The sequence below is a fragment of the Embleya sp. NPDC020886 genome, from assembly GCF_044333915.1.
Classification (GTDB): domain Bacteria; phylum Actinomycetota; class Actinomycetes; order Streptomycetales; family Streptomycetaceae; genus Embleya.
Window position 1 is genome coordinate 82,051 of the sequence record NZ_JBIRRX010000019.1, and the last position, 23,360, is coordinate 105,410.

Genomic DNA, 23,360 nt, shown 5'->3' on the forward strand with positions numbered 1-23,360 from the left:
GCGCCCACGACCGCATTAGCGTCACGATGGTGAGCCTCGACATCCGGGAGATCCCCGAAGAGCACCTGGACCGGATACTGGATCTGGCCGATCTGGCCTTCCACGAGAAGGAGTCGGCCGACAAACGCGAGCACTACCGCAAGGTGCTCACCGATTGCGACCGCATCGGTGCGTACGACGGCGCCACCCTGGTCGGCCAGATCGCCGCACATCGCTTCGAGCTGTCCGTGCCCGGCGGCGATCTGGCCTGCGCCGGGCTGGACTTCGTCGCCGTCGCGCCGACCCACCGCCGGCGCGGGCTGCTCGCGCGGATGATGGCCGAGCAGTGGCGCCGGTGCGCCGAGGCCGGCCAGGTGCTGTCCTGTCTGTGGGCCTCCGAGAACGCGATCTACGGCCGCTTCGGCTACGCGCCCGGGACGGAGGGCTACTCCGTCGAGATCGACAGCCGACGCCCGCTCGCGCTGCGGATCGCCCCGGATCCGCGCCCGCTGCGGCTGGTCGACGCGGCACAGGGACCGGCCCTGCTGGGTCCCGTGTACGACGCGGCGCGCGCGCTGCGCCCGGGTCGCTTCGCCCGGACCGAACAGTGGTGGGCCGAGAACGTACTGGCCTGGGACGAGGACGACGACGACTCGCCGGTGCGGATCGTGGTGCTCGGCGAGGACGGCGCCGTCCCGGCCGGATACGCCATCTACCACGTCGAGTCCGGCAACGCCGCGACCGATGCGCCGCGTATGGTCCAGGTACAGGAACTGGAGGCGGACAGCGCCCCGGTGGCCGCCGCGCTGTGGCACTACCTCGCCTCGATCGACCTGACCGGCAAGGTGGCGGCCTGGGTTCGACCGCCGGACGATCCGCTGTTGCTGTTCGCCGCGGATCGGGACCAGGTGCGGGTGACCAGGCAGTTCCCGGCGTTGTGGATCCGGCTGGTGGACGTGCGCGGCGCGCTGACGGCACGATCGTGGGCGGCGCCGGTCGATCTGGTCCTGGAGGTCCGCGACGGGGCGGTGCCCGGCAACGACGGCAGGTTCCGCCTCACCGCCGGCCCCGACGGCGCGACCTGCACGCCGACCGAGGACCCGGCCGAACTCACCCTGGACGTACGCGAACTCTCGGCCGGCTACCTCGGCGGCACCCCGGTGGCCCGGCTGGTGGCGGCCGGACTGGTGGCGGAACACGTCCCGGGTGCGGCGGCCCGGCTGGACGCGGCGCTGCGCACGGACCTGCTGCCGTTCGCCCACGAGGACTACTGAGCCCACGCGCGGCGATGCCGTCGGTTCCCGGTCCGCCCGCCCGCGTGGATCGGCCGGGCGGACCGGCGGCGACGCCCCCGGTCAGGGGGCCGCCGCCACCCCCGAGGGCGGGCCGGGCGGTTCGCTCTGATGCGCGGTGAAGTAGCGCACCAGGTCCGGATCCAACGGCGGGACCACGGTGCGCACACCCCCCGCCCGCAGCGAGGCGGTGGCGGCGACACCCGCGGCCACCGCCTCGCGGGCGGCGATCGGCGACGTGCGGGTGGGCCCGCCCTCGACCGCGAAGCGCAGGAACTCCTCCACCAGGGCCCGGTCCGCGCCGCCGTGCAGGCCGCCGCCGCGCACCGACTCGCTGCGGTCGGCGTCCGCCCGGTAGCCGGAACGGCGCCGGTTCCACAACTTGATCGAGGGATGGTCGTCCTCCAGGCCGTCGCCGAAGTTCTCCAGCCGGCCCTCGTCGCCGATCACCGTGTAGTTGCGCCAGTAGTCGGGCGTGAAGTGGCATTGCTGGTAGCTGGCCAGGACGCCGTTGTCGAGCCGGGTGAGCATCATGCTGATGTCCTCGACATCGACGATCGGATTGAGCCCGGTCATCGCCGTCGGCGGCCACACCTCGGGCGCGAACCCGTCCTGGGCCCGGACCTCCTCCTCGGCCCGGCCGCCCGCGTCCGGGCCGGCGCCGGCGAACACCGGCTCGCGCCGGGGGTTGCCGCCGTACACCGCCAGGTCGCCCATCGCGACCACGTCCCGGGACCAGCCGCCGGCCAACCAGTGGATCGCGTCCAGGTCGTGCGCGCCCTTTTGCAGCAACAGGCCGGTGGTGCGCGCGCGTTCGGCGTGCCAGTCCTTGAAGTAGAAGTCGCCGCCGTGCCCGACGAAGTGCCGGCACCACACCGACCGGACCCGGCCGATCGCGCCCTCGTCGATCAACTCGCGCATCCGCCGCAACATCGGCAGATGGCGCAGGTTGTGCCCGACGTACAACCGGGTCCGCGACGCGCGGGCGGCGCGCAGCAGTCGGTCGCAGTCGGACAGCGTGATGGCCAGCGGCTTCTCCACGAACACCGGTACGCCGGCGGCGAGGAAGAACAGGGCGGGCTCGACGTGCCGATCGTCCGGGGTCAGCACGAAGACCGCGTCGAGTCGATCGTCGAGCATCCGTCGAAAGTCGGTGTGCACGGCGACGTCCGGCCCGAACAGGTCCACGGCGTACGCCCGACCGCGCGCGGCGGGGTCGGCGCAGGAGACCACCCGCGACCGACCCGGCCGATGCGCTTCGACGGCCAGGGCGGCCCGCTGCCCGACCCCGACCACGCCCACGCGCAGTTCGCTCATCGGATCAGTTCCCGAGCGTGGCGCGCAGCGCGGGCTGGAGCAGGTCGCCGTGGGCGCGGGCCATGTCGTCGCACAGGTCCCAGATGCGCTCGACCGGCAGCGCGGCGGCGGTGGCCGGGTCGGCCATCGCGGCGTGCCGGATGTGCCGCGGATCGTCCTCGAGGGCGGCGCGCACGACCAGGTCGTTCATGCTCAGGTAGGCGCGGTTGAGTGCGGCGCACTGCGCCGGCAGCGCGCCGACCCGGGTCGGCTGTACCCCCAACGCGTCGACCAGGCACGGGACTTCGACCACGCCGTCGGTGGGCAGGTTGTCGATCAGGCCGTGGTTGGGCACGTTGCCGTAGACCGTGCGCGGGGTGCCGGTGACGATGCTGTGGATGATCTGCGGTGCGTACTCCATGGTGGATTCGACCGGGACCGGGTCGCCGGCCGCCAGCGCCCGGCGGGTCTCCTCGTAGGCGGCCATGTTCTCGTCCACGATGCCGAGATAGGCGCCCACCGGCAGCCGCAGTCGGGTGATCTCGCTGTCGTGACCCAGGTACCAGGGCACGTACTCGCTGGAGTGCTCGCTCGTCTCGGTCGGGTAGTAGCCCAGCCGGCGGTACATGTCCACCCGTACCCGGCGCCGCAGTTCGCCGTCCCGGGCGATCAACTCGTCCAGCTTCGGGTACAGGTCCGTGCCGTCGTGTTCGAAGCGCAGGACCCATGCCTGGTGGTTGACGCCGGCGGCGCGGTAGTCGATCTCCTCGTAGGGGATCCCGACCAGGTCCGCGAGGCCCTGCATGGTCCAGTAGACCGAGTGGCACAGGCCCACCACGCGGGTCAGGCCGGTGGCGCGGGTGAGGTAACCGACGTTCATCGCCATCGGGTTGGTGTAGTTCAGCAGCCAGGCGTTCGGGCAGATCTCGGCGATGTCCTCGCCGAGCGCCCGGAGTACCGGGAAGGTGCGCAGGGCGCGGAAGATGCCGCCGATGCCGAGGGTGTCGCCGATGGTCTGGCGCAGTCCGTAGCGGGCGGGCACCTCGAAGTCGGTGCGGGTGGCCTCGCGCATGCCGACCTGGATGATGTTGATCACGAAGTCGGCGCCGGCGAGCGCCTCGCGGCGGTCGAGGTGGGTGCTGATCCGCGGGTCCGCGCCGCGCTCGACGGCGATCAGCCGGGCCGCGCCCTGCGCGGTGGCCAGCCGCTCCGGGTCGATGTCGTGCAGCGCGATGTGTGCCTGCCGCAACTCGGGGAAGGCGAACAGGTCGGCGAGCAGCCCCTGGGTGAACACGACGCTGCCGGCGCCGACGAAAACGATCTTGGTGCGGGTCATCACTGGTTCTTTCCGTTGCGGGCGAGGGCTGCGACAGCCTCGTCCCAGGTGGGTTGGGCCGGGGTGCCGCCGTGCGCCCGGGTGGACAGGGCGCCGCACGCGGCGGCGAATTCGAGGGCTCGGGCGGGCGGTTCGCCGGCGAGCAGGGCGGCCAGGTAGCCGGCGTCGAAGCTGTCGCCGGCGCCGACGGTGTCCAGCGGCCGGGCCGCGATGCCCGCGGTGCGCAGCACGCGGCGACCGTCGTGCACGAAGGCGCCCGCGCCGCCGTCCTTGACCACCACCGACGCTCCGTGCGCGGCCAGTCGCGCGGCGGCCTCCTCGGTGGCGTCGGGGCCGGTGTCGGTGCCGAGTCGGGCCAGCGCCCTCGCCTCCTGGGCGTTGGGCAGCAGGATGTCGACGACGGGCAGGACGGCGGCGAGCCCGGTGGGGTCCCAGCGACCGGTCGGGTCGTCGTTGGTGTCCAGCGAGGTGCCGGCGCCGTGGGCGCGGGCGATGCCCAGCAACTCGGGCAGTGCCGCCGCGAGTCGGGGCATCAGGAAGTAGGACGCGGCGTGTACGTGTCTGCTGTGGGCGAGCAACTCCTCGGGTACGTCCTCGGGTCCGGTGTCGGCCAGGGTGCCGGCGGCGGTGAGGATGGCGCGGTCGCCGTCGCCGCGGGTGAGCACCGCGGTCAACGGCGTCGCCAGGTGCGGGTCGGTGCGCAGCGCGTCGGTGTGCACGCCCCGGGCGGTCAGCGCGGCGCGCACGAAACGGCCCGCGTCGTCGTCGCCGACCCGGCCGGCGATGGCCACGCGCAACCCGAGCCGCGCCGCGCCGCACGCGGTGATCGCGGCGGATCCGCCGAGGGTGAGCAGGCCGGTGGGCACGAGTTGTTCGCGTTGCCCGAAGGCCAACGGCTCGTCGAGGGGACCGAGGACGACGTCGGGATTGGCGTCGCCGATGACCAGCAGGTCGAAGGTGTGCGACATCGGGCTTCCTGTCGGTGGAGCGGGGTGGGTCGATCCGCAGGCGGGCGGCGGCTGTCCCCGGGAGGGTCGAACTCCCGTGACGGCGTCAGCCCTTGAGCCCGCTGGAGGTGATCGACTGGATGAACGCCTTCTGCGCGCCCAGGAAGGCCAGCAGGACCGGGAGCACCGTGATCACGTTGCCCGCCATCACCGCCGCCCACTGGGTGTGGTGCTGGCCCTGGAAGGTGGTCAGGCCCAGTTGCAGGGTGTATTGGGTGTCGTGGTTGATCGCGATCAGCGGCCAGGTCAGGTCGTTCCAGGTGGTCAGGAAGGTGAGCACGGCGACGGTGCTCAACGCGGGCCGGGACAGCGGCAATACGATCAGGATCAGCACCCGCAACCGGGAACAGCCGTCGATCCAGGCGGCCTCCTCCAACTCCCGGGGCAGCGACAGGAAGAACTGCCGCAGCATGAACACCGCGAACGGCGTCACCAGGGACGGGATGATCAGCGCGCCGAGGGTGTCGATCAACCCGAGCCGCTTCATGATCAAAAAGGTCGGGATCATGGTGAGCTGGAACGGGATCGCCATCGTGGCCAGCATCGCCACCATCAGGGTGCGCGAACCCGCGAACCGCATCCTGGCGAACGCGTAGCCGCCCAACGCCCCGAAGACCAGGTTCGAGGCCACCGCGACCGCCGAGACGATCAGCGAATTCATGAACCAGCGCGGGAACATCGCGTTGCCCAGGACGTAGCGGTAGCCGCCCAGATGGATCCCGGAGGGCCACAACGCCGGTGGGAACCGGTTGATCTCCGCGTTGGTCATCACCGAACTGAGCGCGAGCCACACCAGCGGCAACGCGAACAGCAGGGACAACGGCGCGAGCAGCAGATGCCACGGGCTGAACGGCAACAGTCGGCGCCGGCCCGGCGTGGGCCGCGCGGTGTCGCGCGCCCGGGTCGCCTCCACGGGTGCGGTGGTCGTTGCGGTCATCGTGTCGCCCCCTCGACGGTGACGGGCTTGCGGCCGCGCACGAACCGCATGCCCACCCCGATCACCAACAGGGCGACGGCGAGCACGTAGGCCGCCGCCGCGCCGTAGCCGGCGGTGAAGTTCTTGAACGCCTGCTCCCAGATGAAGTAGACGATGACGGTGGTCGAGCCCAACGGCCCGCCCTTGGTGGTCACATAGACCAGGTCGAAGACCTGGAGCGCCTGGATGGTCTGCCACAACAACAGGAAGACGGTGACCGGGGTGAGCGTGGGCAGCACCACGTGGCGCAGCAGTTGCCATCGCCCGGCGCCGTCGAGACGGGCCGCCTCCAGCAGTGACGGCGGCACGTCCTGGAGCGCCGCGAGGTAGATAACCACGCAGAATCCGGTACCGCTCCACACCGAGATCGCCACCAGCACCAACAGGGCCTGCCCGGGGTCGGTGAGGAAGCCCTGCCGGCCGATCCCCAACTCGTGCAGGACCGAGTTGGCCGCGCCGAACTCCGGATCCAGGATGAAGGAGAACAGCACCCCCTGGGCCGTGGCCGAGATGACGAACGGCACGAAGATCAGCGTGCGATACACGCCCACCAGCCGGATCCGCCGGTTCAGCACCTGGGCCAGGAACAGCCCGAGGGCCATGCTCAGCGGTACGTACAACACCGTGTACAGCAGCGTGTTGCGCACGGCCTGGCCGAAGTTCGGATCCTGGGTCAGCGCGTCGTAGTTGTCCAGACCGACCCAGCGGCTGGGCGTGACCAGGTCGTCGGCCCGGAAGGAGAGCAGCAGCGACCAGACGAAGGGCACCACGCTCAGACCCAGGATGACCACGACGGCCGGAAGGATGTACGTCCAGGCGGTCGCCGACTCGCGCCGGCGTCTGCGGCGCAGCGTGCGCCGTTGTCGGTCCTGGTCCGAGAGCGTGAGTGGAGCGGGCAGTGATGACATGGAAGGCTCCTCAACGCGGGATCACGAGGGCGGCCCTGGCCGCGGCGGCGCAGCGGTTCAATGCCCGGGTCGGACTGCTCTTGCCGAGCAGCACGGAGACGATGGCCTCGCCCAGCGCCATCGAGATCTGTGGGTAGGCGGGATGCGCGGGACGCACGCGGGCGGTCTCCAGGGCGGTGGTGAACACGGCCAGGCCCTCGGTCCCCGCGGAGTGCTCGCGCCACTCGGGCCGCGCCTCGGCGGTCCGACTCAGCGGCAGGCTGCCGACCTCGGCGTCCCAGATCACGTCCTGATCCGGCTGGGCCAACCAGGACACGAACGTGCGAGCCGCCCGCACCCGGGCGCTGCCGTTGTCGAAGACCGTCCAGGTGTCCGGCGCGCAGATGGTCATCGGCCGTCCGCTGTAGCTGGGCAGCGGCACCACGTGGTAGTCGATCTCCGCCTGGGTGATGTCCGGGATCTGCCACGGGCCGGTCGCCACCATGCCCATCCGACCGGACGCGAAGACCTGGTACATCTGCTCGCTGCCGGGCTTGGGGTCGAGGTAGACGCTCTTGCTCCGGGCCAGCGCCTCCACGGTCTCCAGCGCGCGCACCCCGACGTCCTTGAAGCCGATGTTGCGCCCGTCCGCGGCGACCACGTCGCCGCCCAGGTCCCACACCATCGGCCACAACCGCCACACGGTGTCCTCGTCGCCCACGCCCGGCCAGCCGGTGCCGAACACGCCGCGCCGCGCGTCGGTCAGCCGCTGCGCCGTGGCCAGGAAGTCGTTCCAGGTCCAGCCCGGTTGCGGCAGCGGGAGGCCGGCGTCACGGAACAGGCGTTTGTTGCAGATGATCGCGAGCGCGTCCATCACGGCCGGGGCCGCGCGCACCTTGCCGTTGATCGTCACGGCCGCCCGGGCCGGTTCCCAGTAGTCGTCCCACGGCGTGGGGGAGGAGTGCACGCTCTCGCTCAGGTCGACCACCTTGGGACTGCGGGCGACCCCGGCCAGGTCGGAACCGAAGATGTAGGCGATGTCCGGGTAGGAACCGGCGGCGAGCGCGGCGGTGATCTTCTGCAACATCGCGTCGGCCGGCACCCCGCCGCCGAGGTCGACCCGGATGCCCGACTGGGCGAGGTGGAACCTGTCCACCAGGGTCTTCAAGGCCGCGAGGCCGGTGTCGGTCTGGCCGTGCCACATCTCGATGGTGACGCGCCCGTCGGCACCCACACCGTCGTTCGTGCCGGCGCACGCGGACAGCGCCGCGGCGGCCGCGGCACCGGCGCCGACGCGCAGCACGCTGCGGCGGGAGAGACCCGCGGGATGGTGTCGGCCGAAAACCACTGGACCTCCAGGAGACTTCGAAACGTGCGAGGCGGACCCCGCGGTGCGCGCGGGCGCGCACCGGGTGAGGGAAGGGGGCACTCACGCCGGGGCGGATACGGATGGAGGCGGGGCCGCGTGGGGAAGCGGCGGGCACGGCCGGCCCCGGGACGCGGGTCGCCGACACCGGACGGGCGGGGCGCACTCGCGACGGGTGCGCGCGGCGGACCGGACCCGCGGGCCCGGCGCCGAAGGCGAACGAACGGCGCGCCGGGCCGCGGGCGGTGCGGGGTCAGCAGGTCTTGCGCAGGTACTTGCCGGCCCCGATCGGACTGACGTCGAGGTCACGGCGCACGATGCTCAGTTGCCCGCCCCACTTCGAGCAGGCGTTGGCCATGCCCTTGGCGGTGTACTCGATCACGATCACGTTGTTGCCGAAGTATTTCGTGTAGTCGTTGCACTCTTTCCACTCGCCGCATTCCTCGGCGACGGCGAAGTCGAGCCCCAGGGCCGTGCGGTGCTCGGCCAGGTCGGAGGTGTTCTTCTGCGCGATCGCCAGGCCGCGTCGGTGCGCGTGGGCGGAGAGCAGTGCGATGTAGTCGCGGGCGTTGTCGTCGGTGAGCAGGCCCTCGGAGCGGGTGTAGCTGTCGTAGTTGTCCGGCTCGACGGCCTGGAAGCCCTTGCTCGCGCATTCGTCGACCAGGGCGTTCACCTTCGCGGCGACCGCGGTGCGCTTGTCGGGGGTGCGCAGGTCGAGCAGGGCTTCCTTCCATTTGCCGTCGTAGACGATCGAGCCGTCCGAGCGGCGCAGCAACAGGTCGGCCGGCCAGTCGCCCTCCGCCTTGGGCTGGGCCTGGAAGGCGTTGACGTAACAGATGTTGTAGAGCCCGGGGGCCGGCGTGGCGCCGTGGTCGCGGGTGACCACCCGGACCCCGGTCGGCGGGGCGTAGGCGCCGCCGATCTGGTAGTCGAAGCCGGCGTGTGTCGGCGGCAGGGTGATCGCGCCGGCGTTCGCGTTCGCGGCGGTGGTCGTGCTCGCCGCGCCGGCCACCCGGGTGCCGGCGCCCGGGTCGTTGCTCGCGTCGGCGGACGTCGAGAGGAACAGGGTGCCCGCGATCGCCGCGGTGGTCGCCGTGAGCGCGGCGAGGCGTCGGGCCGATCTGCGCGGGAGGAAGGTGTTCATCATCGAACTCCAGATGCGGAGGATACGTCCCCGCCTCGGAGGTCCGCGGGGTTCGCGGGCGTCCTGGCGACATTGTCCGGGCTTGCGGCTTCCGCCGCCTACCGGCTGGGCGTACCTTTGACGCCGATTGCACTGCCCTCGGCGTCGCAGCAGTAAATCGAGCAACTTTCGTCATGTCAAGAGACCATCCGTGCGCGGGGTGCGCACCGGAGATGTCCGCTCCGACGCCGAAATAGCGGCTGTCGAACCTGTTTTGCGAACCCGTTTCGCGAACCCGTGACTGCGCGAATGCGCACGGATATGCTGCGCACATGTTGAGAACCGAGCGTCATGCGCGCATTCTCGAACACGTCTGTGCGAAAGGCAGCGTGAGCGTCGAGGAGTTGGCCGAGACCCTGGCGGTCTCGGGAGCCACCGTGCGGCGCGACCTCCAGCACCTGGACGCGATGAACCTGCTGCGCCGCACCCACGGCGGTGCCTCCGTGGGCAACATCGGCCTGGAGACGCCGATGCAGTACCGCAGCGAGCGCCGCCGACCGGAGAAGCTGGCCATCGCCCGAGCCGCCGCCGCGTTGGTGCCGGACAAGGCCGTGGTCGGACTGACCGGCGGGTCCACCGCGACCGAGATCGCCCGCATCCTCGCCGACCGGGGTCCCGTCACCATCGTCACCAACGCGGTGAACATCGCGGCCGAGATGGTCCTGCACAAGGACGTCACCCTGGTCGTCATCGGCGGCACCGCGCGCAACGAAAGCTACGAGCTGGTCGGCCCGATCGCCGAGAAGACCCTCGCGGACTACTTCACCGACGTGACCTTCCTGGGCGTGGACGGCATCAGCGCCGCGCACGGCTGCACCACCCACGACCAGCTCGAAGCCGCCACCGACCGGGTCTTCACCGACCGCAGCAGCCACACCGTCGTGGTGGCGGACAACTCCAAGATCGGCAAGGTGACGCTGGCCAGGATCTGCCCGCTGAGCCGGATCGGCCACCTGGTCACCGACCGGGACGCCGCACCGGAGGAACTGGCCGCGATCGAACAGGCGGGCGTCGTGGTGACCGCGGTGTGAGCACCGGCGCGATGAACCGCTTCGACGGTGCCCCCGAGGGCGGATCCGGCCCGGAGCCGCGCCGAGGCCACGCGGTCGTCGACTACAGGTAGTCGTCCAGGCGGGCGAGGGCGAAGCCCTCGCGGGTGACCGCGTCCAGGACCCGGCGGAGCATCTGGGTCATGTCGCCCTTCCACTGCCCGGGGCCGCGGAAGTGGGTGAGGATGATGTCGCCCGGCTTGAAGACGTGGTCGTAGCGATACTCCAGGTGATCCGGGAAGGCTTCCTGGTTCCAGATCGGGAAGGCGACGATCCCGCAGGACCGCGCGGCGCGCAGGGTGTCCTCGTTGAACTCGCCGTACGGCGGCCGGAACAGGCGGGGCGTCTCGCCGATCTCGCGGGTCAGCTCGTCCTGTTGGCGGCAGATCTCCTGCTGCTGGCGGGCGTAGCCGAGCGTGCGCAGATCCGGGTGGTTGAGCGTGTGGTTGTTCACCGACACGCCCTGCTCGTGCAGCCCGCGAAAGTAGCCGTAGTCCTGGCGCGCCAGGTAGCCGCTGACGAACGCGCTGAACGGCACCTTGAGTTCGCGGACCATCCGGGCGAAGTCCGGGTCCTTCTCCGCGCCGTCGTCGATGGTGAGGAAGACCACCCGTTCGTCGGTGGGCACCCGATGGACCACGGCCGGCAGGTCGCCGTGGAACCTCACCCCGGGGCCGGGCCGCAACACCGGCCGGGTGGCGGGCGGCGCGGGCGCGGCGATCGGGGCTTCGGCCAGGCCCCACCTGCGCGCGGCGGCGACCACGCCGGCCCGTTCGCGGCGGGCGGCCGCCTCGCGTTGGGCCAGGTCCGGACGTGTGCCCCGGCCCTGTGCGCCTTCCTGCGCCGGCAACTCGGCCGCCGCCCGTTCCGGCGCCATGCCACCCGCCGCCTGCGGTCGCTGCGGGGCCGGCCGCGCCGCCTCGACCGGAGTCGCCGAGTCGGCGCATCCGGCGGTGGCCAGGCACAGACACAGGCCCAGCGCGATACCGCAGCGGGTGAGCACTCGACGCGAGCGCGACGTCATCGATTCCACACAGCCCATGGCGGCGTCTGGTGCCCATTCCCGGCCCGATCCGAACCAGGACATTCGTTCGATTCGGTTCGGCGGGGCCGGTCGACCGCGTGCCGGCGGCGCGCGGGTGCTCCGATCGGGTCGGTCGGTACCGGGAGTTGCCGCCGCCGAGCCGACCGCGGCGTGATCGTTCGCCCCGCCGTGCCCGCCGCCGAACCCGGGTCGGCAAGAATGGGCGCGTACACACGATCGAAGTGCACACGACGCACGCACGATCGCAACGTAGCCGAGAGTCGAGCCGAGGAGGCAGGCGTGGGTGCCGAGAACGGGCAGTCCGCAGAGCAGGCGCAGCCGATCAAGCAGCGCAAGAACGGCCTGTACCAAGGTGTCTCGGAGGAACTGGCCGCGAACATGCGCGCCGGCTGGGCCGACACCGCGCGCGACGACCTCGCGCCGATCGAACAGGCCCCGAACACCGCCCGCCGCCGGGCCGCGCTGTCGGCCCGCTTCCCGGGCGAGCGCCTGGTGATCCCGGCAGGCAACCTCAAGACCCGATCCAACGACACCGAATACTCCTTCCGGGCGTCGAGCGAGTACGCCTACCTGACCGGCGACCTGACCCAGGACGGGGTCCTGGTCCTGGAACCGGTCGCCGACGGACACGAGGCGGTGTTGTACCTGCTGCCGCGGTCGAACCGGGAGAACGGCGAGTTCTGGCTGGACGGCCAGGGCGAGTTGTGGGTCGGCCGGCGGCCGGGGCTGCGCGAGGGCGAGGCGCTGTACGGGCTGCCGTGTCGCGACGTGCGCGAGGCCGCGACCGAGGTGGCGCGGGACGGCGCGAACGTGCGCATCGTGCGCGGGCACGACGCCGGGTTGGAGCGTGCGCTCGGCGAGCGGTCGAACGTCGAGCGGGACGAGGAACTGCGGGTCTTCCTGGCTGACGCGCGGCTGGTCAAGGACGAGTTCGAGATCGGCCGGCTCCAGGCCGCGGTGGACTCCACGGTGCGCGGCTTCGAGGACGTCGTACGGGTGCTGGACCGGGCCGAGGCGACCTCCGAGCGCTACATCGAGGGCACCTTCTTCCTGCGGGCGCGGGTCGAGGGCAACGACGTGGGCTACGGCTCGATCTGCGCGGCCGGACCGCACGCGACCACGCTGCACTGGGTCCGCAACGACGGCCCGGTGCGCGCCGGCGACCTGCTGCTGCTGGACGCGGGCGTGGAGACGCACACCCTCTACACGGCGGACGTGACCCGGACGTTGCCGATCACGGGCCGGTTCACCGAGATCCAGCGGCGCATCTACGACGCGGTGTTCGCCGCGCAGGAGGCGGGTATCGCCGCCGTGCGCCCCGGCGCCAAGTACCGCGAGTTCCACGACGAGGCGCAGCGGGTGCTCGCCGAGCACCTGGTGGCCTGGGGCATCGTCGAGGGGCCGGTGGAGCGGGTGCTCGAACTGGGCCTGCAGCGCCGCTGGACGCTGCACGGCACCGGCCACATGCTCGGTCTGGACGTGCACGACTGCGCGGTGGCGCGGACCGAGTCGTACGTGGACGGTGCGCTGGAGCCGGGCATGTGCCTGACCGTTGAGCCCGGGCTCTACTTCCAGGCCGACGACCTGACGGTGCCCGAGGAGTACCGCGGCATCGGCGTGCGGATCGAGGACGACATCCTGGTCACCGAGGACGGCAACCGGAACCTGTCGGCCGGTCTGCCGCGCGCGGCCGACGAGATCGAGTCCTGGATGGCCCGCCTGCGCGGCTGACCCGGATGCTCGCACCGAAGGCCGAAGGCCGCCCTCCCCGACCCGGAGAGAGGGCGGCCTTCGGCGTGTGGGCCGGAGCGGCTCAGGGCTCGCGGCCGGCGACGCGGGCCAGGCGGGCCTCGATCTCCTCGCGGACCGGGCGATAGGCGGCGTCGGCGGCGTGCATCCGGGCCGCACAGTGCTCCCAGGCGCGTCGGGAGCGTCGGCCGCGGCCGGGGATCAGGTCGTAGCGGCGCAACCGTACGGTGCGGACGTCGACCATGAAGCCGGGCCTGGTGCGGATCCCGTGGGCCAGGCGGACCTCGGACTGGGCGGCCTTCAGTTCCTTCTCGAAGCCGTCGTGGGCCCACCACCAACGGGCCTCCTCGTCGGGATCGGCGGGGAGGACGGGATGACGTCCTTCGAGTCGGGTGATCGCGTACAGGGTGAATTCCAGTCCGTCGGGGATTCGCACCCACGCCATGGAGTCCCACGGCTTGGGGACGAGGCGGAAGGTCTCGCGATGCACGGTGGTCATCGGGGGCTCACCGGCCGGTGCGGCCGGCGTCGCGAACGCTCGCGCGGGCGGCCTCGATCAGCGTCGGACGGTCGATCGCCAGGTTGCGCAACACCCGGGCGGCCGTGCCGTGTTCGAGTTCGGCGACGGCGATCAGCACGTGTGCGGTGCGCAGTTTCCCGGGGTGTTCGGCCTTGGCGAGGGAAACGGCGCGCCGGAACACCTCGTTCGCGCTGCCGGTGGCGCGGTAGGGCCCGCGCGGGGTGGGGGCGGGTGGGGCGGCGGGGAGCGCGTCGGCGTCGATGCCGACCGAACGCAGCGCCGCGGCATGGCACTCGGCGAGCGCGCGGCGCACGTCCTCGACGCCGGCGCCGATGCCGGCCAGCGCGGTGCGGGCGGAGTCGTCCGGCACGGTGAGGGCGGCGATCAGCAGGTGTTCGGGGCCGGGGGATTCCTCGCCCAGGGTGCGGGCCTCCTCCTCGGCGCCGGTGAGCAGGCGCTTCATCGCACCCATGTCGTGTATCGCGCTTCGAATGCCCACGTGGGTTCTCCTTGCCGGTCCGGTGGGTTACCGGTCCTGTTCCGGGGCTCGTCGGTTCGGTGACAGTCGCTTGTGGGCGGCCTGGGCGCTCATGCCCAGGGCCTGACCGATGTGGTTCCAGGTCCAGCCCTGGGCGAGTGCGTGGTCCACTGCGGATCGCTCCAGCGCGGCCGCGAGGTTGCGCAGTGCGACCACGGCCGCGAACGCATCCTCGGGATGCTCGGGCGAGGGAACGTCTTTGGCCTCGATCACGTATCAACTTTAGTTGATGGCGGATCGGCTCGTCAACAAAAGTTGATGACGGGGGGCGGTCGTCGTGATGTCGTCGCGGGGCGATACGAAGAGCACATGACAGCAAGGTTCGACGCGCTCGACGACCGGGATGTCCCGCCCGCCCTCTGCGGATTCATCGAGCACTTCCTCTACTGGGAGCCCGGCGCGCTCGCCGGGCTCGAACACATCGGCGCCTACCTGGCCGGCCGCGCGGACCCGCCCGCCGGGCGGGACGCCCCGGCGCGGGTCGGCGGCGGCCAGTGGACCGGGTTCATCGGTCGAACCGGCGCGCTCGCGCTGCGCGCGGCGGCGCCGTCGACCCGGCCCGAACGCCGCGAACGGCTGCTCGCGCTGCTGGAGATCTGGGCGGACGGCGTATTCGTCGACCCGACGGTGCGGATGCGCGTCGGCACGGTGCGCGAGCCGCAGCGCGGCGCCGTCCGGGACGAGCGCGGCGCCACTCTCCTGGTCGGCCACGTCCGGGACGGCGCCAACGTGCTCGAAGTGCGCACCGGGGACGCCGAACCACCCGCGCTGGGCCCGATCGAGGAACCCACCGACCTGCCGCACGGCGGTTGGGGCAGCGCCCGGCAACTGCGCGAACTGGTCGCCCTGGTGCGCGAGCGGGGGCCGATGCCGTGGGATCCGGACGCGGTGGCGCGACTCGCCGCCGACACCGGGATGTCCCGCGCCGCCGCCGCGCTCGCGCTGGCCGGCACGCCCGGGACGGGCATGTTCCGCAAGCCGTTCCTGGACCCCGACGAGCGTCGGGTGCTGGGCCTGAAGGCCGGCGAGGTCGATCCGGCCCGGGTCGAGTCGGCCCGGCTGGGCCCCGCGGGCTGGCTCGGCCTGCTCGCACAGGTGCTCCCGGCGGACCCCGCCGACCTGTGGGCGCCGGACGCCCCGCGCCTGCTGGCCGAGCGGATCGCCGCCGCGTGGCACGAACGCCACGGCCGACAGCTCCCGATCCCGGATACCTCGCGCGCGCTGATCGCCGAGCGGCAGCCGGAGTCGCCCGTGGCCGAACTATGCGAGGCGATGGCCGACTCCGCCGCCCACCCGCTGCTCGCCGAGAACCTCGACACCTGGCCGAACGCCCCGCACGACGGTGGCATCGGGCTCGTCGACGCCACCGGCTCGGTCACCGCGCCGTATCGGATGGTGGCGTTGCTGGCGGACCTGGCCGCACTCGTACCGACCGTGTACGCCGAACTGCCCGCAGGCGACCCGATCCGCGCGGGCCTACCCGCCCTGGTGCGGAACGTCCGTGCCCGGCTGGACCACCCCGGGCTGCTGCTCGGCTGCGGGTACCTCTTCGATCGGGTCACGATCGACGACCTGCGCGAGTGGTTCGGGCCGCACCCGTACCACGGCCCGGAGCCGCTGTCGGTGCCCGCGTTCGACGACGGGCTGACCGTGGCCGTCGAAGCCGCGCCGCCGTCCTACTTCGGTCGACACCGACACCACCCCCGCCTGTTCTTCCGGCCCGCGCTGCTCGGCGACGACGCCCGCGCGCAGCGGCTCCAGGACACGCTCGGCCACAGCGGCCAGGGCGTGATCGCGTCCGTGCGACGGCTGCGCGGAGAGCACTTCACCCGGATCGTCGCCCGGGTGGAGTCGGACGCGTTGCCGGTGGGCGCCTACGAGGCGAACCCCGCCGCGAGTGTGCCCGATCTGGTCGAACGCGTCGCGAAGGCGCTCGACCTGACCCCGGATTCGGCCGCCCTCCATCTGCAACTGCTCGCGCTGGAGGCGCCCACCGACCGCGGCGTGCGGACCTGGAACGGCTGGACGCCGACGCGGCACCGCAGAGCCGCCGCGGCGCTCGTGGACGCGGGCCTGGCGGTCGCCGACAAGCGCTCCCGAGCCGGGCGCGGCACCTTCCTGCCGGGCCCGTGGGCGCCCGCGGACAAGCCGTACCGGCCGATGGAGACCTGGAAGGCCGCCTTCCTCGACGTCGAGGTCTCCCGGCACACCGGCGAGATCCTGCGCCATGTCGTGCCGGAGCGCACGCTGCCCGAACTGTTCACCGACGCCTGGGCCTTGGTCGAACGGGGGGACGGGCCGCGATGACCTGTGGCGCCCGGAGCGCGCCCGGGCGGTGGGCGCTTTCGGAGTTCGGGTCGCGTCAGTGGGTCACGGCCGCCGCGGTGGCCAGGAGTTCGTCGGGTGTGCCGGTGAAGTCGGGCAGCAGGTGGGACGCCACGATCCAGGCGTCGACGTCCTCGCGCAGGTGCCCGCGCACCAGGTCGCCGGCGTAGTCGCCGCAGACGAGCAGGGCGTGTGCGGCCGGCCGGGCCCCGGAGAGGATCTCCGCCGGGGTCAGCAGGCCGTCGCGCAGCAGGTCGCCCACCTCCCAGATGAGCAGGTCGCGCACGGGCGGGTCGGTGACCAGGGTGCGTGCCACCGCGGGTGATCGGATCGACCCGGAGGAGAAGAAGCCCGGTTGGCGCCGGACCAGGGTGGAGATCAGCGCTTCGGGGCAGTCCGGGTGATACGCCGCGATGGCGACGGCCGGGTCCCGGGTGGGGGCGGGCGTGGGATCGGGTTCCTCGGCCAGGCGCGTCCACAACGCCGGGGGCACCCGGGGCGGCAGCGCGCGCAGCGGTCCCGGGGCCGGCCAGGTCGTCGCCACGTCCGCCGCCGACGCGCAACCCTCGACCCGGTAGTGGATCCGGCCGTACCGGGGATCGAAGAACCAGATGCCCTCGTCCGCGTCCGAGAGGGTCTTGACCACCTCGGGGGTGAGCTCGTCGCCCATCGCCTCCAGGGCCCGAACGGCGTCGTGCCGTGCGGTGATCCGCCGGGCCAGCCGGTGCGGCAGCATGCCGGGCCACCGGCGGGCGAGCGCGACCGCGACGGCCGGCGCCGGGGTGTGCCGGCCGGCGGCGAACGCGCGCAGGTCCGCCGGATCCAGCGCGGCCACCACCTCGGCCGCCAACTCCGGCGCGGCCCGGCTCAGCAACAGCGACAACGGACTCGCGGCGCCGCGCAGCGGATCGCCGGTGCCGGCGGGCACGTCGATCGGCGGCGCCGGTGCGCGGGATTCCGCCGCGTCGGCCCCCGGTTCGGGTGGGCCGGTCGGCCGGGCCACGTGGCCCAGCAGTTCGGGGACCGTGCCGGGATATCCCGGTCCCAGCCGGGCCAGGCGCAACCAGCCGGCCACGTCCTCGGGCAGCAGGGGGCCGAGCGCGGTCAACAAGGGGCCGAACGTGGCGGTCTGCGCGGAGCGCGGGGCGAAGTCGTCGACCGAGCGCAGCACATGCCACGCGGGGCGGGCCGTGTGCAGGAAACGCTCCGGAGTCACCACCTGCTCCAACAGCGCCCGCTCCAACGGGCGGTGGTTGTGGTCGACCGTGAAGTCCAACTCGACCACCGCCTCCGGCGGGCAGCCCTCGGTGCCGGCCAGCGCGGCGGCCACCGCGGGAGTGAACGGGGTCTGCCGATGCGCACGCAACAACGCGTCCCAGTCCGGCGGCCCGTCCATGGTCGAGAGCACGTGTCGGGCCTCGGCCCGCCGGATGCCGCGGGCCCGCAACAGGGCGATCAGCTCGTCGCCGTCCGGTTCGGCGCAGGCTCCGACCTCCAGCAACATCAGGCCCTCGGGCGCGTCGAGGGCCGCGCGCACGACCGGGGCGATCACCCGGGTGCGGTATCGCCCGACGGACAACGCGGCGAACACCGCCGCCGGTCCCTCGGCCCGCCACAACCCGGCCAGGGCCCGGAGGCGGGCCTGCTCGACATGGGGCAGATCCGGCAGCCGACCCAGCACGCTCAGCCCGTGCCGGAGCAGTCGCGCGTCGCGCGCATGGGCCAGGGCCATCGCGTATATCCGGGTCCGGGTGGTCGACAACAGCTCGTACAGCGCGGGATCCGGGGCGCGATCGCGGCTCAGGATCCGGCGCCGGAGACGGGTGTCGGCGCGCGGATTGACGAAGACGTGCCGATCCACCTCGGGATCGTCGAGCGCCACCAGTTGCTCCAGCACCGCGCGCCGCAGCCGATCGTGCCGGGCGAGCGCGAGATGGTCGCTGCGCTCGCCGTGCGTCAGCGCGTAGTCGACCACGGCCGGGACATCCGACAATTCGGCCAGCAACCGACCGCGTCCGCCCGGGTCGCAGCGGGCCGCGAGTCGGGTGACCAGGTTCGGATCGGCGTGCCGCCACAGCGTCGAGATGGCCCTGCTCAGCACGGTCCTTCGCCCCTTCCGTCCGCGCCGACCCCCGGCGCGCGGGCGCCGACCTGCCGCCGCCCATCCGATCAGTGTGGCAGCGCAACGATTCGACCAACCGCCCGGCCACCCGAACTCGCCGTGCCACGGCCCCGGTTGCGGCTCGGCCGCGCGAGGGTGGGCCGAGCCGCGGGGGTCAGCGGGAGCCGGTCAGGTGGGCGAACAACACCGTGTTGTCCTGGTAGCCGCCCTGCTCGGGGTCGTAGTCGCCGCCACAGGTGATCACGCGCAGTTCGGCCCGGTTCAGGTCGCCGTACACGCGCTGTGTGGGGAAGTCGGATTTGGCGAAACGTTCGACGGTGTCGACGGTGAACACCGCGATGCTCCGGTCGGCGCGGCGGATCTCGACGGTGCCGCCGACGCGCACGGTGCCCACGTCGTAGAAGACGGCGGGGCCGGTCGTGGAGTCGAGGTGGCCGACCAGCACGGCGGGGCCCAGTTCGCCCGGGGTCGGTCCCTGGTCGTACCAGCCGGCTCGCCGCTCCGGGTCGGGGGGCGGTACCTGAACGGCGCCGGCGGCGTCGAGGCCGACGGCGGTCAGGGGAGCGTGCAGGCCGATCTCCGCGATGTCGATCGCGGCCGGCTCCGAGCGGGCCAGGAGCGGACCCTCGACCGCGGGTGCGGCCGGCGCGGTGTCGGTCGGTGAGGGGGCTGCCGTGGACATGACCTTGGGGGCGGCGGTGGCCGCGGCCGGTGGTCGTTGCGCCCGGTATCCCATGACGGCCAGCACGATGCCACAGATCAGCACCGCGACGGCCGCCGCCAGGAGGAGGCGGCGGCCGGCACGGTGGACGGGAGGTGTGTCAGCCACGCAGGCTGCCCCGACGCAGCACGAACGCGCCGACACCGGCACCGGTGACGGCGAGGGCGGCGCCGAGACCGATCAGGTTGTCGTCGGCCCCGGAGGTGCCACCGGCGCCGCCGGCGACGGAGCCGACCGGGACGGTCCTGGTCTGCGTGGTGTGGGTGGTGTGGGTGGCCGCCACCGGGCGGGCCTCGTGGTGACGGTTGGGCGTCACGTGCTTGGCCTTGTGCGGTGCGGGCTTCCACTCGGGCTTCTTGCCGGGCTTGTGGTCGACCACGACGGTCTTGTGGTTGTTCACCACGTTGGTCGTGTGGATGTGGTTGTTGGTGACGTGGTTGTTCGTGACGACGGTGTTGGTGACGTCACCGATGATCACGGTCGGTGTGTCGTCCGACTTGTGACCCGGCTTGTGACCCGGCTTGTGGCCGGGCTTGTGGTCCGACTTGTGGTCGGACTTGTCGTCCGACTTGTGGTCCGACTTGTGCTCCGACTTGTCGTCCTTGGGCTTTTCGGCCGGCTTGTGGGCCGGCTTGTCCATGGGCTTGTCGTCCTTCGGCTTCTCGTCCTTGGGCTTTTCGGCCGGCTTGTGAGCCGGCTTGTCCATGGGCTTGTCGTCCATGGGCTTTTCGGCGGGCTTGTGGGCGGGCTTCTCGGCAGGCTTGTGCGCCGGCTTGGTCGAGCAGTCGTGCGCCGGACGGGGGCAAGTCGGGGCGCCTTCGCCCCGCTTGGCGCCCGGCTCGTCGGCGGATCCGTTGGTGGCGCCTGACGCCTCGGCCTTGATGTCCTTGGTCTGCGCCCCGGGGCCTTCGGAGGCGGCGGCGGTGCCGCCCATGGCAACGGCCAACAGGCCGGCGGCTACGGTGCTGCAAAAGACACGAGTGGTACGCATCAGGGACAATCTCTCCTTTGCAGCCGACGCGTGATCGGTGGTCCGATGGAGGACGCGGCGGCAAAACGGAAAGTTGCCTCTTGGGGTGCGAAAATCACCCTAAGTAGCATTAAGTAACACTTATGGGTGATCCATTGGGATCTGCAGATGCCGGCCATCGACCCCGCAGACGAACCACTTCCCACCCTCGCGCCGCAGCTCAACGGCATAGGGAGAGGCCGAATGGTCCTGTCCCGTGACGTTCACATTCACCGTCGCCGAGTCGTCCTCCCGGATCGAGCTGTCCATCGAGAAGGTGAACCCGGCACCCTCGCCTGCCAGTACCCGCTCGGCGTTGCCACCGTGTGTGCCGCCGCAGTCGCCGTAGAAGGGCACGGGCGACGTGCCGGCCGCGACGGCGCGCAGGTAGTCGCGGGTGACGTCGTGGACCGGGCCGTCGAACATGTTCGGCGTCACGGAGCAGGCGGCGACCGTCAGGGCGGCCAGGGCCGGCGCGATACCGGACAGTGCGCGGGCGATTGGTCTTCGCCCGGAAGCGGGATTCGTTGCGATGCCGGCCATTGTGGTTCCCCCCACGGTTGTCGAGACGGGTGAAAGGTAGCGCGAACGTGCGTGCGGGTACTGGGGCTTGTCCCTCGGGATGGTTGCGGGGGGTGGATCGGTCCGGGATATTGCGGACGAGGTCGATTGCCCATACCCGGAAGGGGATTGGTGAGCATGAGGTCTGATCGCCGTATGGTCGGTGCCGGCCGGGGGCGTGGTCGGCGGCGTGCGTTGTGGGTGCGGGTGGTCGGGGTCGTCGCGGCGGGGTTGTCGGTGGCCGGGGTCGGGGTGGTGCCGGCCTCGGCGGGTGAGCCGGGTGGGCCGGTGGTGCCGGTGCCGGACTGGGCGGCCTGTGTTCAGGATGCGGCGTTCGAGTGTGCGAATGTCGTGGTGCCGCTGGACTATCGCGAGCCGGGTGGGCGTACGTTGACGCTTGCGGTGATTCGTCACCGGGCGGTGGATTCGCAGCGGCGACTGGGTGTGCTGGTCATGCAGCCGGGTGGGCCGGGGAACTCCGGGGTGGACTTCGTGCGCGGCAACTACGCCGCGCTGCCTGCGGAACTGCGGGAGCGGTTCGATGTGTTCGGCTTCGATGCGCGCGGGATCGGGCGGAGCGCGCCGTACGAATGCTGGGACGACGCCCGGTATGCCGAAGAGGTCGGTCGGTCGCCGGGGCACCCGGGGGCGGCCGGGTTCGAACGGGCGGTTGCCACCGCGCGGGACTTCGACGCCGCCTGTGCGGCCAAGGCCGGTGACGTGCTGCCGTTCATGGGTACCGACTATGTCGCTCGGGACCTGGACCTGCTGCGTCAGGCCCTGGGGGAGCGCCGGCTCTCGTTCTACGGACGCTCGTTCGGCAGCTTCGTCGGCACCGTCTACGCGGACCGATATCCGCGTCGGGTGCGCGCCATGGTGCTCGACGGCGCCTACGATCCGGTGCGCTACGCGAGCCGACCCTACGCGTACGACCGGCCGCAATATCTGGCGCTGGACGCCGCGATGGGCCGCTTCCTCGACTGGTGCACGAGCGATCCGGCCGGTTGTGGATTCGGCGCCGGCGATGCGCGCGGTGCGTTCGCCCGGCTGATCGACGAACTGGACGCACACCCGGTGGCCACCCCTTCCGGAGCGCTCGCCAACGGCTACACGCTGGTCTATCGGCTGATGTTCAACATCAACGAGGGCAAGGCGATCTGGCCCGCGTTCGGCGCGGCGCTGCGGCAGGCGGAACTGCGTGACGGCACCGCGTTCGTGCTCCGGCCGCCGTCGGCGGCGAGCTTCGACTTCCTCACCGCCAACGTCGCGGTCGAGTGCGTCGACCGGGTCTATCCGCGGGACCCGGCCGAGTTGGAGCGCAACGTACGGGCCAATGTGCGCGACGCGCCCCTGCTCGGTCCGGCCATCGGGTTCGGGCCGCCCACCTACGACCACAACCACGCGCCGGCCTGTGTGCAGTGGAGCGGCGAGCGGGTCAGCCGGCATCAGGGGTCGTACCGGGCGCGTGGTTCGGCGCCCATCCTGGTGCTGGGCACCACCGGCGACCCGGACACCCCGTACCGGGACGCGGTCGCGCTGGCCGAACGCCTGGACAACGGTCGGCTGCTCACCTTCCGCGCCGAGGGGCACACCGCGTTCGGGCGCAGCGCGTGTGCCAAGGCGGCGGCGACGGCCTACCTGAGCGTGCTGCGTCTGCCGCCGCGGGGCAGCGTCTGCGCGGACGAGGTGGATCCGACGACCACACCCGGTGGGGCGCGCTCGGCGGGTGTGGCCGGCCCCGGCTTCGACGAGGGATACGAGCGGATCGGCTGACGGGAACACCCATGCGGCGTCGTTTGTTCTCTTCGCGGGTGAGTAGGCGAATCAGTCAGGAGTTGTGAGATGAGTGCTCAGGTGCAGAAGGCGGTTCTGGCCGGCGGATGTTTCTGGGGAATGCAGGACCTGATCCGCAAGCAACCGGGTGTGACGGCGACCCGGGTCGGCTACTCGGGTGGTGACGTGCCGAACGCCACGTATCGCAACCACGGGGACCACGCCGAGGCGATCGAGATCGTTTTCGATCCGTCGGTGACGACCTACCGCGACATCCTGGAGTTCTTCTTCCAGATCCACGACCCGACCACCCGCGACCGCCAGGGCAACGACATCGGGCGGAGCTATCGCTCGGCGATCTACTACGCCGACGAGCAGCAGCGGGCCACGGCCGTCGAGACCATCGCGGACGTGCAGGCCAGCGGGCTGTGGCCGGGCGAGGTGGTGACCGAGGTGGAGCCGGTGGGCGACTTCTGGCAGGCCGAGCCCGAGCACCAGGACTACCTGGAGCGCTACCCGCACGGCTATACGTGCCACTTCCCGCGACCCGGCTGGAAGCTGCCGCGGCGCGCCGACGCCTGATCGTGGGTGACCGCGCCCCGTACCGGACCCCGGTGCGGGGCGTC

The 23,360-nt window shown here is 72.0% G+C and carries 21 protein-coding genes; 6 read left to right on the forward strand and 15 right to left on the reverse strand.

Features of this window, described 5'->3' with window-relative positions:
- Window positions 1-26: 26 nt before the first annotated feature.
- A complete protein-coding gene (locus tag ACH4U8_RS40315; protein ID WP_395783125.1) occupies window positions 27-1,253 on the forward strand; it encodes a GNAT family N-acetyltransferase in 1,227 nt (408 codons plus the stop codon).
- A gap of 81 nt (window positions 1,254-1,334) precedes the next feature.
- Here the strand turns inward: ACH4U8_RS40315 and ACH4U8_RS40320 are convergent, their stop codons facing one another.
- From ACH4U8_RS40320 to ACH4U8_RS40350, 7 genes are all read right to left on the reverse strand, one after another.
- The gene (locus ACH4U8_RS40320; RefSeq protein ID WP_395783127.1) at window positions 1,335-2,588 is read right to left on the reverse strand and encodes a Gfo/Idh/MocA family protein; all 1,254 of its coding nucleotides are present in this window, start codon (window positions 2,586-2,588) and stop codon (window positions 1,335-1,337) included.
- A gap of 4 nt (window positions 2,589-2,592) precedes the next feature.
- A complete protein-coding gene (locus tag ACH4U8_RS40325) occupies window positions 2,593-3,903 on the reverse strand; it encodes an alpha-glucosidase/alpha-galactosidase (protein WP_360312316.1) in 1,311 nt (436 codons plus the stop codon).
- Window positions 3,903-4,871 (reverse strand): carbohydrate kinase family protein, encoded by a 969-nt coding sequence (locus tag ACH4U8_RS40330; RefSeq protein WP_395783129.1) that lies wholly within the window; start codon window positions 4,869-4,871, stop codon window positions 3,903-3,905. Before ACH4U8_RS40330 ends, ACH4U8_RS40325 begins: the two co-directional genes overlap by 1 nt.
- Window positions 4,872-4,956: 85 nt before the next feature.
- Window positions 4,957-5,847, reverse strand: a complete 891-nt coding sequence (locus ACH4U8_RS40335) for a carbohydrate ABC transporter permease (protein WP_379991597.1) — start codon at window positions 5,845-5,847, stop codon at window positions 4,957-4,959.
- A complete protein-coding gene (locus ACH4U8_RS40340; protein WP_395783131.1) occupies window positions 5,844-6,794 on the reverse strand; it encodes a carbohydrate ABC transporter permease in 951 nt (316 codons plus the stop codon). The genes ACH4U8_RS40335 and ACH4U8_RS40340 overlap by 4 nt, the downstream gene beginning before the upstream one ends.
- Before the next feature lie 10 nt (window positions 6,795-6,804).
- The gene (locus ACH4U8_RS40345; protein ID WP_395783133.1) at window positions 6,805-8,121 is read right to left on the reverse strand and encodes an extracellular solute-binding protein; all 1,317 of its coding nucleotides are present in this window, start codon (window positions 8,119-8,121) and stop codon (window positions 6,805-6,807) included.
- A 271-nt stretch (window positions 8,122-8,392) separates the two neighbouring features.
- Entirely contained in the window at window positions 8,393-9,283 is an 891-nt protein-coding gene (locus ACH4U8_RS40350; RefSeq protein ID WP_395783225.1) for an endo alpha-1,4 polygalactosaminidase, read from the reverse strand.
- 311 nt (window positions 9,284-9,594) lie between these two features.
- Between ACH4U8_RS40350 and ACH4U8_RS40355 the strand changes: the two genes are divergently transcribed.
- Complete coding sequence (locus ACH4U8_RS40355; RefSeq protein WP_360312306.1) at window positions 9,595-10,353, forward strand: DeoR/GlpR family DNA-binding transcription regulator; 759 nt, start codon at window positions 9,595-9,597, stop codon at window positions 10,351-10,353.
- Between the two features lie 82 nt (window positions 10,354-10,435).
- Here ACH4U8_RS40355 and ACH4U8_RS40360 read toward each other — a convergent pair whose 3' ends face one another.
- Entirely contained in the window at window positions 10,436-11,395 is a 960-nt protein-coding gene (locus tag ACH4U8_RS40360; RefSeq protein ID WP_395783227.1) for a polysaccharide deacetylase family protein, read from the reverse strand.
- Window positions 11,396-11,695: 300 nt separating this feature from the next.
- On the opposite strand from ACH4U8_RS40360, the gene ACH4U8_RS40365 reads away from it, so the two are divergent.
- On the forward strand, window positions 11,696-13,147 hold the full coding sequence (locus ACH4U8_RS40365; RefSeq protein WP_395783135.1) for an aminopeptidase P family protein: 1,452 nt from the start codon (window positions 11,696-11,698) through the stop codon (window positions 13,145-13,147).
- Between the two features lie 82 nt (window positions 13,148-13,229).
- Here ACH4U8_RS40365 and ACH4U8_RS40370 read toward each other — a convergent pair whose 3' ends face one another.
- Genes ACH4U8_RS40370 through ACH4U8_RS40380 form a run of 3 tightly spaced genes read right to left on the reverse strand, consistent with a single transcriptional unit; the run spans window position 13,230 to window position 14,436 of the window.
- Entirely contained in the window at window positions 13,230-13,664 is a 435-nt protein-coding gene (locus ACH4U8_RS40370) for a hypothetical protein (protein ID WP_360312302.1), read from the reverse strand.
- Window positions 13,665-13,671: 7 nt separating this feature from the next.
- Window positions 13,672-14,184, reverse strand: a complete 513-nt coding sequence (locus tag ACH4U8_RS40375) for a Clp protease N-terminal domain-containing protein (protein WP_395783137.1) — start codon at window positions 14,182-14,184, stop codon at window positions 13,672-13,674.
- Between the two features lie 27 nt (window positions 14,185-14,211).
- The gene (locus ACH4U8_RS40380; protein ID WP_360312298.1) at window positions 14,212-14,436 is read right to left on the reverse strand and encodes a helix-turn-helix domain-containing protein; all 225 of its coding nucleotides are present in this window, start codon (window positions 14,434-14,436) and stop codon (window positions 14,212-14,214) included.
- A gap of 96 nt (window positions 14,437-14,532) precedes the next feature.
- Between ACH4U8_RS40380 and ACH4U8_RS40385 the strand changes: the two genes are divergently transcribed.
- On the forward strand, window positions 14,533-16,530 hold the full coding sequence (locus ACH4U8_RS40385; protein ID WP_395783139.1) for a hypothetical protein: 1,998 nt from the start codon (window positions 14,533-14,535) through the stop codon (window positions 16,528-16,530).
- A gap of 55 nt (window positions 16,531-16,585) precedes the next feature.
- Here the strand turns inward: ACH4U8_RS40385 and ACH4U8_RS40390 are convergent, their stop codons facing one another.
- The 4 genes from ACH4U8_RS40390 to ACH4U8_RS40405 form a co-directional block, all read right to left on the reverse strand.
- A complete protein-coding gene (locus ACH4U8_RS40390; RefSeq protein WP_360312294.1) occupies window positions 16,586-18,649 on the reverse strand; it encodes a hypothetical protein in 2,064 nt (687 codons plus the stop codon).
- A gap of 175 nt (window positions 18,650-18,824) precedes the next feature.
- Window positions 18,825-19,499 (reverse strand): class F sortase, encoded by a 675-nt coding sequence (locus tag ACH4U8_RS40395; RefSeq protein ID WP_395783141.1) that lies wholly within the window; start codon window positions 19,497-19,499, stop codon window positions 18,825-18,827.
- Window positions 19,492-20,382 carry a hypothetical protein gene (locus tag ACH4U8_RS40400; protein ID WP_395783143.1) on the reverse strand — a complete coding sequence of 297 codons (891 nt, stop codon included), beginning with the start codon at window positions 20,380-20,382 and terminating at the stop codon, window positions 19,492-19,494. Before ACH4U8_RS40400 ends, ACH4U8_RS40395 begins: the two co-directional genes overlap by 8 nt.
- Before the next feature lie 120 nt (window positions 20,383-20,502).
- Window positions 20,503-20,943 carry a hypothetical protein gene (locus ACH4U8_RS40405; protein ID WP_395783145.1) on the reverse strand — a complete coding sequence of 147 codons (441 nt, stop codon included), beginning with the start codon at window positions 20,941-20,943 and terminating at the stop codon, window positions 20,503-20,505.
- A gap of 174 nt (window positions 20,944-21,117) precedes the next feature.
- On the opposite strand from ACH4U8_RS40405, the gene ACH4U8_RS40410 reads away from it, so the two are divergent.
- Window positions 21,118-22,734 carry an alpha/beta fold hydrolase gene (locus tag ACH4U8_RS40410; RefSeq protein WP_395783147.1) on the forward strand — a complete coding sequence of 539 codons (1,617 nt, stop codon included), beginning with the start codon at window positions 21,118-21,120 and terminating at the stop codon, window positions 22,732-22,734.
- A gap of 69 nt (window positions 22,735-22,803) precedes the next feature.
- Window positions 22,804-23,316 (forward strand): peptide-methionine (S)-S-oxide reductase MsrA, encoded by a 513-nt coding sequence (msrA, locus tag ACH4U8_RS40415; protein ID WP_360312284.1) that lies wholly within the window; start codon window positions 22,804-22,806, stop codon window positions 23,314-23,316.
- The last annotated feature ends 44 nt before the right edge of the window (window positions 23,317-23,360 follow it).

Excerpts from the sequence above, each read along its gene's own strand:
- ACH4U8_RS40315 (WP_395783125.1), top strand. The coding sequence starts at position 27 with ATGGTGAGCCTCGACATCCGGGAGATCCCCGAAGAGCACCTGGACCGG.
- ACH4U8_RS40320 (WP_395783127.1), bottom strand. The coding sequence starts at position 2,588 with ATGAGCGAACTGCGCGTGGGCGTGGTCGGGGTCGGGCAGCGGGCCGCC.
- ACH4U8_RS40325 (WP_360312316.1), bottom strand. The coding sequence starts at position 3,903 with ATGACCCGCACCAAGATCGTTTTCGTCGGCGCCGGCAGCGTCGTGTTC.
- ACH4U8_RS40330 (WP_395783129.1), bottom strand. The coding sequence starts at position 4,871 with ATGTCGCACACCTTCGACCTGCTGGTCATCGGCGACGCCAATCCCGAC.
- ACH4U8_RS40335 (WP_379991597.1), bottom strand. The coding sequence starts at position 5,847 with ATGACCGCAACGACCACCGCACCCGTGGAGGCGACCCGGGCGCGCGAC.
- ACH4U8_RS40340 (WP_395783131.1), bottom strand. The coding sequence starts at position 6,794 with ATGTCATCACTGCCCGCTCCACTCACGCTCTCGGACCAGGACCGACAA.
- ACH4U8_RS40350 (WP_395783225.1), bottom strand. The coding sequence starts at position 9,283 with ATGAACACCTTCCTCCCGCGCAGATCGGCCCGACGCCTCGCCGCGCTC.
- ACH4U8_RS40355 (WP_360312306.1), top strand. The coding sequence starts at position 9,595 with ATGTTGAGAACCGAGCGTCATGCGCGCATTCTCGAACACGTCTGTGCG.
- ACH4U8_RS40360 (WP_395783227.1), bottom strand. The coding sequence starts at position 11,395 with ATGACGTCGCGCTCGCGTCGAGTGCTCACCCGCTGCGGTATCGCGCTG.
- ACH4U8_RS40370 (WP_360312302.1), bottom strand. The coding sequence starts at position 13,664 with ATGACCACCGTGCATCGCGAGACCTTCCGCCTCGTCCCCAAGCCGTGG.
- ACH4U8_RS40385 (WP_395783139.1), top strand. The coding sequence starts at position 14,533 with ATGACAGCAAGGTTCGACGCGCTCGACGACCGGGATGTCCCGCCCGCC.
- ACH4U8_RS40400 (WP_395783143.1), bottom strand. The coding sequence starts at position 20,382 with ATGCGTACCACTCGTGTCTTTTGCAGCACCGTAGCCGCCGGCCTGTTG.
- ACH4U8_RS40405 (WP_395783145.1), bottom strand. The coding sequence starts at position 20,943 with ATGGCCGGCATCGCAACGAATCCCGCTTCCGGGCGAAGACCAATCGCC.
- ACH4U8_RS40410 (WP_395783147.1), top strand. The coding sequence starts at position 21,118 with ATGGTCGGTGCCGGCCGGGGGCGTGGTCGGCGGCGTGCGTTGTGGGTG.
- msrA (WP_360312284.1), top strand. The coding sequence starts at position 22,804 with ATGAGTGCTCAGGTGCAGAAGGCGGTTCTGGCCGGCGGATGTTTCTGG.